This window comes from Steroidobacter sp., assembly GCF_016790065.1.
GTDB lineage: Bacteria > Pseudomonadota > Gammaproteobacteria > Steroidobacterales > Steroidobacteraceae > Steroidobacter.
Genome location: NZ_JAEUPY010000813.1, coordinates 1 through 11,460 on the forward strand (window position 1 = coordinate 1; position 11,460 = coordinate 11,460).

At 60.6% G+C, this 11,460-nt stretch carries 9 protein-coding genes and 1 pseudogene; 4 read left to right on the forward strand and 6 right to left on the reverse strand.

Annotation, left to right across the window (positions count from 1 at the left end; all coding sequences use genetic code 11):
• Positions 1-115: 115 nt before the first annotated feature.
• Positions 116-655, forward strand: a pseudogene (locus JNL55_RS32905) (SDR family NAD(P)-dependent oxidoreductase); the annotation flags it as partial.
• A 97-nt stretch (positions 656-752) separates the two neighbouring features.
• Here JNL55_RS32905 and JNL55_RS32910 read toward each other — a convergent pair.
• Both JNL55_RS32910 and JNL55_RS32915 read right to left on the reverse strand, forming a co-directional pair.
• Positions 753-2,846: a TonB-dependent receptor gene (locus tag JNL55_RS32910; protein ID WP_293864748.1), complete on the reverse strand. Its 2,094-nt coding sequence runs from the start codon at positions 2,844-2,846 to the stop codon at positions 753-755.
• 109 nt (positions 2,847-2,955) lie between these two features.
• The gene (locus tag JNL55_RS32915; protein WP_293864751.1) at positions 2,956-3,951 is read right to left on the reverse strand and encodes a LysR substrate-binding domain-containing protein; all 996 of its coding nucleotides are present in this window, start codon (positions 3,949-3,951) and stop codon (positions 2,956-2,958) included.
• A gap of 283 nt (positions 3,952-4,234) precedes the next feature.
• Here JNL55_RS32915 and JNL55_RS32920 point away from each other — a divergent pair, with 283 nt between their 5' ends.
• Positions 4,235-4,906 (forward strand): TetR/AcrR family transcriptional regulator, encoded by a 672-nt coding sequence (locus JNL55_RS32920; RefSeq protein WP_293864753.1) that lies wholly within the window; start codon positions 4,235-4,237, stop codon positions 4,904-4,906.
• Here the strand turns inward: JNL55_RS32920 and JNL55_RS32925 are convergent.
• Genes JNL55_RS32925 through JNL55_RS32935 form a run of 3 tightly spaced genes read right to left on the reverse strand, consistent with a single transcriptional unit; the run spans position 4,903 to position 8,146 of the window.
• Positions 4,903-5,943 carry a hypothetical protein gene (locus tag JNL55_RS32925; RefSeq protein WP_293864756.1) on the reverse strand — a complete coding sequence of 347 codons (1,041 nt, stop codon included), beginning with the start codon at positions 5,941-5,943 and terminating at the stop codon, positions 4,903-4,905. The two genes, JNL55_RS32920 and JNL55_RS32925, sit on opposite strands and share 4 nt — an antisense overlap.
• Before the next feature lie 26 nt (positions 5,944-5,969).
• A complete protein-coding gene (locus JNL55_RS32930) occupies positions 5,970-7,109 on the reverse strand; it encodes a serine hydrolase domain-containing protein (protein WP_293864759.1) in 1,140 nt (379 codons plus the stop codon).
• A gap of 5 nt (positions 7,110-7,114) precedes the next feature.
• The gene (locus JNL55_RS32935) at positions 7,115-8,146 is read right to left on the reverse strand and encodes a right-handed parallel beta-helix repeat-containing protein (protein ID WP_293864762.1); all 1,032 of its coding nucleotides are present in this window, start codon (positions 8,144-8,146) and stop codon (positions 7,115-7,117) included.
• A gap of 264 nt (positions 8,147-8,410) precedes the next feature.
• Here JNL55_RS32935 and JNL55_RS32940 point away from each other — a divergent pair, with 264 nt between their 5' ends.
• Both JNL55_RS32940 and JNL55_RS32945 read left to right on the forward strand, forming a co-directional pair.
• Positions 8,411-9,769 (forward strand): serine hydrolase domain-containing protein, encoded by a 1,359-nt coding sequence (locus tag JNL55_RS32940; RefSeq protein ID WP_293864765.1) that lies wholly within the window; start codon positions 8,411-8,413, stop codon positions 9,767-9,769.
• A gap of 50 nt (positions 9,770-9,819) precedes the next feature.
• Positions 9,820-10,542, forward strand: coding sequence for a TetR/AcrR family transcriptional regulator (locus JNL55_RS32945; RefSeq protein WP_293864768.1), 723 nt, complete (start codon positions 9,820-9,822; stop codon positions 10,540-10,542).
• A gap of 12 nt (positions 10,543-10,554) precedes the next feature.
• On the opposite strand, the gene JNL55_RS32950 is transcribed toward JNL55_RS32945, so the two are convergent.
• The coding region (locus JNL55_RS32950) for a carboxyl transferase domain-containing protein (protein WP_293864771.1) at positions 10,555-11,460 on the reverse strand (906 nt) is incomplete at its 5' end.

Genomic DNA, 11,460 nt, shown 5'->3' on the forward strand with positions numbered 1-11,460 from the left:
GGTAGTCTCCGGACGCCGCGCCGAGCTGGGCGAAGACGTGGCTAGACTAGGCCGTGACGCCGGCGCTCGCTGCTTGTTCGTGGAAGCCGACCTCACCTAGCTCGCCGACTGCGAAACGGTCATCGCTACTGCACTCGATACGTTCAGCAGCATCGACATATTGTTCAACAATGCCGGTGTGGTCCCGCGCGGTACTGCCGAAACCACCAATCCCGTGGTGTGGCAATCGACCTTCGATATCAACGTGACCGCTGTGTGGCATATGTGTCGACTGGTGATTCCACATATGCGGGCCCAAGGCGCCGGAGCCATCGTCAACAACGGCTCCGATTGGGCCGTGGTCGGCGGCACCAACGCGCTGCCCTACGTGATGAGCAAGGGAGCGGTGGCGTTGATGACCAAAGCCATGGCGCTGGATCATGCTCGCGACGGAATTCGCGTCAACGCCGTCTGCCCCGGCGACACGTTCGTCGAACGTTTCCAGACCAAGCTCGTTACAGCCAGCGAAGTTGCTCAAGCTAGCGCCCACATTCCCATGCGCCGGTTCGCGACGCCGGTCGAGATTGCCTACGCGGTACTCTACCTTGCCTCGGCGGAGTCTTCTTACGTCACCGGCCATCTGTTGTTGGTCGACGGTGGTCACACGGCGCAATGAATGAAGGGACGCGCTCCGCCTTTCACAGCGGAGCGCACCCTGTCCATCCGCAGCTCCTGCGCGTCCCTGCGCCCACTGCATTCGGACATCCTGTCCATCAGAACGAGTAGCCGACCTTCAAGCCCACCGTGCGCGGGCGCGTGCGGTTGGCGTTCGACCAGCCGTGATACGGATCGATCCACTTGTTCTCATTGCTGAGATTGGTGCCGAACAACTCGAAGGTAGCCTTCGACCAGGTCAATCCCACGCCGGCATCCACCAGGCCGATGTCGTCCGAGTACTGCGGCACATTTGCTAACGGATAAGACGTGCGGTCGACGTAGCTGACCTTGTCGCGGTAGCTGTAGTCCAGCCGCACGAAGGCCGGCAGCGCAGCGCCGATATCGAAGTCGAACCGGGCACCGAGCGTGTAGCTCAGCTCCGGTACGTAGTCGACGGGATCACCCGCGATGCTGGTCGAGTTGAGCGCATTCACTTCCTTGATGTCGCTATCGGTGTAAGCCGCCGTCGCGTGCAACGTAACCATGTCATTGGGACGCAGCGTGAGGCCACCTTCGAGACCCTTCACTTCCACCTTGCCCAAGTTGGCTGTGTTCGACAACAGCGTGTTCTGCGACGGAATGTAGACCAGACCCCGGCGTAGCATGTCGTCGTAGTCGCTGTAGTACGCGGCGACTTCGAATGCCAGCATGCGGTCCAAAGCAGCGCCCTTCACGCCGATCTCGTAGCTGATCAACGACTCCGGCCCGTAGTTCGGCAAAGTGGTACCGCGATTCAAGCCACCGCTACGAAAGCCTTTGGCCACGCTCACATAGACATTCGTGTCATCGGTGAGCTTGAAGCTGGCGTAGGCACGCGGATCGACCGAGTCGAACGACTCCGCATCGTGGGTCGCGCCGTCGAACATCGTCTGATCGTCCTCGAAGTAGCGCACACCCACGCCGACTTCGAAGCGCTCAGTGAACCGGTACGCGACATCAGCGAACACCGAAGACGACTCATAAGTCTCGTCCTGGATCAGCACCTGACCGGTGGTCAAAGTGGCACCGCTGCGGGTCTGGCCGAGACGATAAAAATCCTTCTTCAGATCGCGATAGAACGCACCAACCGTCCACTTCCACGCGCCCTCGCCGGTAGAGGCCAACCGGACTTCCTGCGAGAACTGCGTGATGTCGCGCCATGCGACACCGGCACCCTCGAGCGAGCCATTCCAGATGGTCGCCGGGCCACCCACATACGTGAAAGGTACTTGATGATCGTGGTCGATATAGTTACTGGAACTCAACAGCTCGAAGCCGCCGAAGTCATAGGTGAGATTCAAGCTGTACAGGTCATAGTCGAACTTTCGCGGCAACAGACGCATGGCTCGGTTGGTACCGACGGTCACAGTGCGATCTGCTTCCTCGTAGCCCTGCCCCAGCTGAATCTCATTGCGATGGGTGATTACCGTCGCCTCGGCGGTGAACGCATCCGTAATTTGCCAAAGTGCCTTGACGCGCGCATTCAGCAAATCCTGATCGTTACCGTTCTTGATGCCCGCTTGCGGTTGATCCTGCCAACCGCCGCCCTGCTCCTTGGTCGCCGCGATACGCAGCGCGAACTTGTCGGTAGCGATGGGAATGTTGACCATGCCGGTGAATGTTTCTTTGGCGTCGCCGCCAGAAACATCGGCCAGCGATGCTTCGATGCTGCCTGCGAAGGCGTCCAGCACCGGCTTCTTGGTGATGTAACGTACCGCGCCCGCCACCGATCCTTGGCCATACAACGTGCCCTGCGGCCCCTTCAGCACCTCGACCCGCTCCATATCGTAGTAACGAGTGTCGAGCTGATCGTAGCCGGTGAGTGAAATCGGCGTTTCATCCAGGTAGACGCCGACCAGCGCACCGGTGCCGTACTGATTGCTCAAGCCACGCATGAAGATTGCGTAGACGCCCGGTCCGTCTTCCCGCATGGTCATGCCGGGCACGGCGAACGCCAGATCCTGCACATTGACGAAGCCTCGTTCCTCGAGCGCCTCGCCACTCATCACACTGATACTCATCGGCACGTCGACCAGACGCTCGGCGCGTTTCTGGGCGGTGACGATGATTTCCTCGAGGCCGGAGCTGGTCTGCTCCTGAGCGCCTACGATGGCCGGTTGCAACGATGCAATCAGCGCAGCAAACAACAGCGCCTGCGAACTCTTGTTCATGCTCTTCTCCCCATTTCGCGATGTCGGACGATTCGAGCATAGGCGCGCCTGGCGGCAGCGGTCGGTGCCAAATCTCGAAGAAAACGGTGCTATCGGAACACCGGAACCTTTAGCGTTTGGCAGGCATGAGCTGCGGATGCTCACGCTGCACAGTAGTGATCAGCCAGGCTCGGAACTGACGCACTGCTGTCGTGTCCCACCCATCGGTGCGCGCAATGAACCGCCAGATGCCCATCGCAGGCGAAGCGAACGAGGGCAAATCTTTGCCGATCTCGACCAGTCGCCCGCTCGCGAGATCTCGTGCGGCGGTTAGATGATTCGTCAAGGCAATGCCGCCATCGTGGCGTGCGGCATCCAGTGTCAGATGACCTTGCCAAAGTTTCAGGCCGCCGAATTCGGTTTCGCTATTGACGCCATGTGCGGCCAACCACGTGTACCAGCCGGAATAGTTTTCTTCATGCAGCAGATGGTGCTGCAACAGGTCGCTAGGCTTTTCGATCGTTGCATGCGATTCGATGTAATGAGGACTCGCCACTGCGATGATGGGCGAATGCGCGAAATCCAGACTGCGATACTCCGGTGGCAACTGCGCATGCAATCCATAGGACGCGACCAGCCGCAGCTGCACGTCGCCGTGCTCGGTCGGCATGCCGGTGGCGTGATCGATGGGACGCACTTCGATCTCAAAATCGGTATGCGCTTGCGAGAAGCTCGCGAGCCGGGACGATAGCCAGAGCAATGCCAACCCTGGCATGCACCGAATGCACAGACGGCGATCGTCGCCGCCGCCCATGAGATCGACGGTGGCGTTGGCGATTGCATCGATGGCGCTCGCGATCATCCGGTGATAACGCGCACCGTGCGGAGTCAACACCGCACCGGTGGCAGTCCGTCGAACCAGCTTGGTGCCGGTCCAATCTTCGATGGTGCGCAAGTGCCGGCTCACCACACCGTGATCGCGGCACAGGTATTCAGCCGCCCGGCGCACGCCGCCCAATCTCGCGATTGCATCGAACGCACGCAGCGCTTCGAAAGGTGGCAAGGACTTGCGCGACGGCAGTTGTAGCGCAGGCAGTTCCAGTCGCAGTCGTTCTTCGGCCATCATCGCAACGCATGCCTCCCGAATCCGAACACCCTTGCGGGCTGTGACCCCACCCCTCACCCGACTGCAGCGGCATCCGTCGCTGGCGGATCGCTCCGCCTCGCCTACATATATATAGGCGTTGTTGTGTGTCTCGGCCTAAACCGGACTTTTATCCAATTTATAGTCGACCGATCGGGTGTGTCAATGCCGGATTAGTAGGTTTAATGAAAGGCGGCGCCCCAACATGGGCGCTCTATCCGGATAAATGTTGCTTTTTGGACCGCGAAAAGCCAAGCTGCCAGGCATGTCAAAAGCGCGCCCCGATGCCCCTGCCGCCCCGCCGAGCCGCGCACTCGCCGATATCCGACGACCCACCCAGCAGCGCAGCCGCGACCGCTTCGAGGCCATTCTCGATGGCGCCGAGCGCTTACTGGAGACGCTGGATCCGTCAGATATCAGCATTCATAAGATCGCCGCCGAAGTGGACATCTCGGCGCCGTCGATCTATCACTTCTTTCCCGAAGCACCGCTGATCTTCGGCGCGCTGGCCGAAAGATATTTGCGCGGCTTCGAGCAGCGCATGGGTGAAGGCGATTTCAGCCACGTGAGTACGTGGCAGGAGTTGCAGACGCTGCAGTTTCGCGCGGCGCGAGACTATTTCAATTCACATGCGCCGGTGCGCAAAGTGCTGCTTGGGCCGGCCCTGTCCTTCGACATCCGCACCCGCGATTTGAACAGCGACGCCGTGATCGCTGCACAGAGCATCGAGCTGTTACATCAGATGTTCGAAGTGCCGCCGATCCCGCAACTACTGGACCGCTGGGTCGAGATCATCGTGATCAACGATGCTGTCTGGGCACTATCCATTCATCGGCACGGCCAGATCACCGATGAAATGGAAGAGCAGGCCCGGCGTGCGCGCATCGCATACGCGCGCACTTTTCTTCCCGAGTACCTGCCCCGCCGCGCCGCTTAGTTGGTCGGCTTGTAGGTGAGCACCGTGAAGGTGTTCGGATGCAGCGTCTTGGCCGCAGCGCCCGACGCATCAGGTTTGCCTGCGGTGTAATCGGCAGCAACCACAAACAAACGCCCGGTGCGATCGTCGATGTGCATCATGCGCGCAATCACCCGAGTCGAGACCGTGCCGAGTAGCTCATAAGAATCGGCACTGCTCTGACCAATGACGGTCAACGTACCGTCGCCGCCGTTAGAGGTAACGATGCGACGGCGCTGCTCGTCGATCACAAAACCATCCATGCCTGGGCCGATCGGCAAGCTAGCCACCACTTTGCCCGTACTCGGATCGAGTGCGAAGAACTGCGGCTTGTCGCCTGTGCACGCCCCCAGAACCCGCTGCGTGCTCGCCTGATACTTCACCTTCGACACGTTGCACGGAACCGTCCAGCGCGCCTGCTCGGTGAGCTTGGCCGAGTCGAGCTTCAGGATCAGGTTGTCCCGACGCGCCGGTGCGAACAACGTGCCTTTGCCGTCGAGCGCCGGGTCGTCCATCTTCTTGAAGGGAAACGTGGTCTTCTTGAGCAGCTTGCCGGTGGCCGGATCCAGCGTGAACCAGGTGGATTCGGCCGGGCGCGAGCCGACGATGGCATGAATCTGCTTGGTCGCCGGATCGAAGATGGCGCTGTTCAAGCCGCCATCGCTGGCCAGCGGTTGACGCTCGAGCGGCTTGAGGGTCTTCAAATCGATGCTCAGCATCGAGCCGTCGGTCATTGCGATGTAGCCGCGATTGTAGGCCGGCAGCAGCAACGGACCATTGGCACCGATGGAGTTCTCCACCGTGGCAATTGCCTGGTTCTTGTCCACATCGAACACCGTCAAGCCATCCTTGTCCCGCGCCATGAACAATCTGCTGCTGTTCGGCTCCATCTTGATGTAGTCCCAGCCGGTGTTGGTGCTGGGCAGGACGGCGGTCTTCTCCAAGGTGTAGAGCAAATCTCCGGCCATCGCCGGCGCTAACGACGCGCTCGCGAATACAGCGATCAGTGGACGCAACATACGGACTCCCGGTGATAGAAAAGTGATCAACGCAACGCGTCGGCCACGCTGTTGAAAAAATCGTTGTCCAGAATGCCTTCGGAGAATCGAGGCTTGGCGCGCGCGCTCAAACTGACGATCACCAGCTCCCGCGCGGGATTGATATAGAGGTACTGACCGAAGATGCCGCGGGCACTGAAGGCACCCTCTGTGAATGACCCATCGCGGCCAGCAACCGGCCACCACATGTAGCCATAGTCGACTCGTTTACCAGCGATGACGCGAGGACTAGTGGCGTCGCGTAGCCAGTTCTCCGGGAGAATGCTCGCGCCGTCGACGATGCCACCTGTGCGGAAAAATTCGCCGAAGCGCGCATAGTCACGCAGTGTCGCATTGATCCCTGAGCCGGCCACCTCCAGTGCATCCGGAGCCTCGAGCCACCACGTGGCATCGTGTTCCATGCCGATGCGGGACCAGATTTTCTCGGCGAGATAATCCGACAGCCAAGCGCCTGTCACAGCACGCAACAGCACGCCGACGATATGGGCATCACCTGTGCCATACACCCACTCAGTGCCCGGCTCGGCAATACGCGGGCGACTGGTGAGATAGTCCAGAACACAGCCCGGCCGCTGCGCAATCTGCAGCTCCAGCATGTTGCGGCGTTCGGTACTGGCACGGCTGTGTGTTTCGTTCCAGGACAGACCGCTGGTCATCTGTAACAACTGACGCAGTGTTACGCCGTCATAGCCGGTGCTCTTCAGCACTGGCAGGTATCGAGTCAGCTGATCGTCCAAACTGCGGATCAATCCATCGCGCAAGGCCGCGCCCAACAACGTGGTACTGATGGACTTGGCAATCGACATCGAAATCCAGGGAGTGTGCGCGTCATTGCCGAACTCGTAATGCTCCTGGATGACCTGCCCCCGATGCAGGATCAGTAAGCCAGCGACCCGGTTGCGCGAAACATAGTCGAACAGATCGTGCTGGGCGCCGCCGCTGATGATGGCGACGTCCTCGAGCTGTGAGGCAGCCAAAGGCAAGGACCGCACGCTGGCACCGCGCGCGATCCTTCGTTGCGCGAATGCCCAGCCCTGATTGCGGAACATCAGCAACTGCCGATCCGGCATCAGCCGACCGCTGTAGGCAAGACGCGTCTGCTCCGCGTCCGGGGCGGTCGCGGACATTGCGGTCACGGCCCGCATCCCGCCGCCTCTCCCAACCCGATGCGCGACTTCTCACCCGATAGATCGCGTACGTCCGGATCACCCGCCAAGATCGACGGCAACGCATAATTCGAATCCGCTTTCGGATCGCTCTCCAGCACGCCCGGACCGAACGTCACCAACTGCTTGCCTGCCGGCGAGAAAATGTTCGACTCGTTACCAAAGACAACGCTATGCCCGACCCAGACACGGGCGTTGTCGTTGACTCGCACGGCGTACGGCTTATTACGCAAGATCAGCGAGTTGGTCGCAAAAATCTCGGCGTTGGCGACGGCATACAAACCATCGTCGCCATTGCTGTCGACCACCGAGTTGTAAATGCTCAGCGTGGAGTTGGCGTATGAGGCGACACCCGCTGCGGCATGCCGCCTGATGATGGAATTGCACAACCGCATGTGCGCGGACTCAGCCATCATCACCGCCACGAATCCATCCTGCATGCGCAGACGTGTGGCCGTCACCAGCGCACTACCGCGAGCATTGACAGCCATTTTTGCGTAACGCTCGAACGTGATGTCGCTGAGCACAGCACTGGCATCGATGATGTGCATGCCACTGCCGTCGAACAGGTCATCCATGGGTTCGACCGCGTGAAAGTTGCGCAGCGTGAGCGAGCTGACGCCAACATTGCCACCCTCAATGACGAGAGCCGACACTGCTGGACCACCGGCACCGTCCAGAATTGCGCCAGGCTCGCCGATCAATCGCAGGTTCTTGCGATGGATGGTGACGAAGCCACGGATGATGAAGCGCTTGTAGCGAGTGTCTCGATAGCGCTGCGGGGAGTAGATACCCGGCTTGAGCAGCACGGTGCTGCCATCGGTGGCGCGATCAACCGCCTCCTGAATGCCCGTGCCGCCAAAGAAAGCGCACTCTTTGTTCTTAGCGCCTGTTGGACAAACGATCAGCGGCCGGTCCGCGGCGGAGGCTGCGCCCACCAGCAAGGCGAGCCCGACGGCCAGCAGCCAGCAACGGCGAACGATCCCAATACTCTGCACGAGCAATCCCCGATCACGACCGATGACCTGGGAAGACTAGTGCAGAAGCCGCGTGCGCGAATGGCGTAAAACGCCGCCCCTTGGTGCACCGACGACACCAGCCGGAAGGTCTCTGCCCCTAGACGCGCCCCGGCACCGGAGGCGAGGACGGCAGCCGATGTCATTTTTGAGGTGGGCCTCAGTTCTGATACACTGCCCCGCAGTCGATAGCCCTGGGGATTCGTCATGTTGCGTCGGTTGGCTGCGTTATCTGTCCTGGTGCTCATGGCAATCACATCCGTCGCGCTCGCCAGTAACGCGATGGAACAGCGCCTGGACAGTCTCCTTACGCAAGCGACGGCCGACGGTGGCAAGCCCGGCATTGCGGTGGCCATTCAACGTGGCAACCAGGTTATTTATTCGAAAGGCTTCGGTTACGCCGACGTGGAACATCGTGTACCGGTCACGCCCGACACGGTGTTCCCCATTGGCTCGATCACCAAGACCATGACGGGGCTCGCCATCACTCAACTGGTGGTCGCAGGCAAGATCGACCTCGCTGCCACAGCCGGCAAATACGTGCCCGGATTGCCGTCGCCAACGCGCGATGTGTTGGTCCATCACCTTTTGAATCACACCTCAGGGCTGGTGAACTACACGGAGTTGCCGGAGTTTCCCCGTGGCGCGGAGCGCCCAGTGACGCGTGCAGAGGTGCTCAGCTGGTTCTCCAGCAAGCCACTGCAGTTCGAGCCTGGCACGCGTTACAACTACACCAACTCCGGAACATTCCTGCTCGGACTCATCATCGAGAATGTGACCGGACAGCCCTACGATGAGTATGTTCGGCAAAACATTCTTACGCCGTTCGGCATGGAGCACACGTCGATGGCGGACTGGCGAACGCTGGTAAGTCACCGCGCTCACGGCTACCAAAGAGGCAAGATGGGCTTGGTCAACGCGCCCCGCTACGACCCGTTGATCGCGTTCTCCGCGGGCAACGCGATGTCGACGACTGGGGACATGCTCAAGTATCGAGCCGGGGTATTTGCAGGGACCACGACACCCACCGCGGTTCGCGAGAGGTTGCACCAACTGGAGCGCCTGCGCGACGGCACGCTCGTTCCTTATTCACTGGGCTGCCTGGTGCATGTTTCTTTGGACGGACATCGCCGCATCATGCATTCGGGCGATATCTCCGGGTTCTCGGCGCACTACTCGTACTACCCGGATGACGACACGACGATCGTCGTGCTGACCAACAGCGATAGCGGCGTCCCACCGGTATCGCTGGAGGCCAAGCTCGCGCGCGTCGTCCTGGGAATCGCCGAACCCCGCCGCACCGAAGTACCGCTGCCCGAGTCGCTGGGACAAGGCTTTGCCGGCGAATACACGATGGGGCCCATCACCTTCGGTTTCACCCGCATGGGGTTCACCTATAAGGACGGTGTGCTGTTTGCCGTATTCGGGGGCACCGCCAGCAAGGGCCCCTCCTTGCCGCTGCGGTACCTCGGCGACGGACGATTCATTTCGATTATCGACGATGAGCACACCTTCGAGTTCCGGCGCTCAGGCGGCGAGCGACGACTGGTCACCCATTTTTATGGCGGAGAGTTCACCGCCAGCGCGTCGGACCGCCCTCAGTGACTCAAACTGCACGTACAATGCATGCGCCTCATTCGCAACGTGAGCCTGACATGACATTGTCCTACATCGAGCACCTCAAGCAGGGCCTGCGAGATTCACCGCCCAAGCAGAAGGGAGCACGTACCAGACAGCGGCTGCGTATCGCAACGGCTGAGGCTCTCGAGCGCACCGGCTACCACGCCATGCGGGTTCTCGACATCACCAAGGCGGCAGAAGTCGCCGAGGGCCTGTTCTACGTCTACTTCAAGGACAAGACGGAAGCGACGCTGAGTGTGCTCAACGAAATGCTCGAAGACTTCCTCGGCCTGTCGACACTGACCACGGAAGATCATGATCCATTCAGTGCCATCCGCGCGGCCAACCGACGCTGGCTGGCAGTGTGTCGCGCCAACGCGGGACTCATGCGCTGCCTGTTACAGGTCAGCGATGAAGAGCCGAGCTTGACCGAGCTTGCGCAACGAGCGAACCGACTTTGGTATGACATCGTCGCTCAGACCCACGTCAAACGCCGCGGCCAACCGGATGCCAAGCCATCGGTATTGTTCGCCACCTACCTGCTCGGCGGCATGATGGACGAGCTGGTCCGCAAACTCTTTATCTATCCCGATCCGGGACTAAAGAAGTTGCAGAAGAAGCTGCGGGCCGACGACGATGCATTGGCCGACGCAGCGAGTGTGATCTGGTTGCGCGTGCTCAGTCCCGAGGCGAAACAGCCTGACGATTTACCCAAAGCCGCCGCGGCATTGGTCGATTGGATGAAAGTGAAGCGCTGATAACGACGCCCCTCACGGACGCAGACCAAAACTAGCGCGCCGCGCCTGGCGCAAAGGCGCAACCAGGTTCGCGAAATCACAGAGGAACGCGCGAGTGTGCCTCGGGGCGATGATGTCCTCGACGAGGAACTTCTCGGCCGTCAGCAGAGGTGATCGCGCTCGATTGAGTCGGGCCTCGATTTCAGTGCGCTTCGCCGCGCGATCCTCGGCAGCCGCGAGCTCCGACTTATACGCAGCCTCGATGCCCCCTTCGATGGGCAGCGAGCCCCAGTCTCCCGATGGCCACGCGCATCGATAGCGGAACCGAGTGGGATTGCACATGCCGGCGCCTGCGACACCAAAAGCCTTGCGAACAATGACCGTGCACCAAGGCACGGTCGCCTGATACACACTCGCCAGGGCGCGCGCACCGTGCCGCAAAGTGCCGGCACGCTCCGCCTGCAGACCCACCATGAATCCGGGGATATCGACGAGGTGCACCACCGGCAAGTGAAAGGTTTCCGCCAGTTCGATGAACCGGACCAGCTTCTGCGCCGTGTCCGCGGTCCAAGCGCCACCGTAGTAGTTAGGATCGCTAGCAATGACGGCCACAGGCCAACCATCTAGCCGCGCGAAGCCCGTGATCGAAGCTCGCCCCCAGTGGCGCCCGATCTCGAAGAAACTGCCGGCATCGAGCACACACTCGAGCACACGTCGCATCTTGTAAGCCTGACGTCGATCGCGCGGGACGATCGAATCGAGTTCTTCCGAGATACGCTGCGGCGGGTCTTGTGACGGAATGCGCGCCGGCAATACATCGACCGAGTTAGGAAGATACGATAGAAAGCGGCGAGCTTTAGCGAATGCATCGGCTTCGTTGTCAGCCAAGTCGTCTACAGAGCCGATCTGCGCATGCAGCCCGGCGCCGCCCAACTCTTC

Excerpts from the sequence above, each read along its gene's own strand:
- JNL55_RS32925 (WP_293864756.1), bottom strand. The coding sequence starts at position 5,943 with ATGTTGCGTCCACTGATCGCTGTATTCGCGAGCGCGTCGTTAGCGCCG.
- JNL55_RS32915 (WP_293864751.1), bottom strand. The coding sequence starts at position 3,951 with ATGATGGCCGAAGAACGACTGCGACTGGAACTGCCTGCGCTACAACTG.
- JNL55_RS32940 (WP_293864765.1), top strand. The coding sequence starts at position 8,411 with ATGGCAATCACATCCGTCGCGCTCGCCAGTAACGCGATGGAACAGCGC.
- JNL55_RS32920 (WP_293864753.1), top strand. The coding sequence starts at position 4,235 with ATGTCAAAAGCGCGCCCCGATGCCCCTGCCGCCCCGCCGAGCCGCGCA.
- JNL55_RS32945 (WP_293864768.1), top strand. The coding sequence starts at position 9,820 with ATGACATTGTCCTACATCGAGCACCTCAAGCAGGGCCTGCGAGATTCA.
- JNL55_RS32910 (WP_293864748.1), bottom strand. The coding sequence starts at position 2,846 with ATGAACAAGAGTTCGCAGGCGCTGTTGTTTGCTGCGCTGATTGCATCG.
- JNL55_RS32930 (WP_293864759.1), bottom strand. The coding sequence starts at position 7,109 with ATGTCCGCGACCGCCCCGGACGCGGAGCAGACGCGTCTTGCCTACAGC.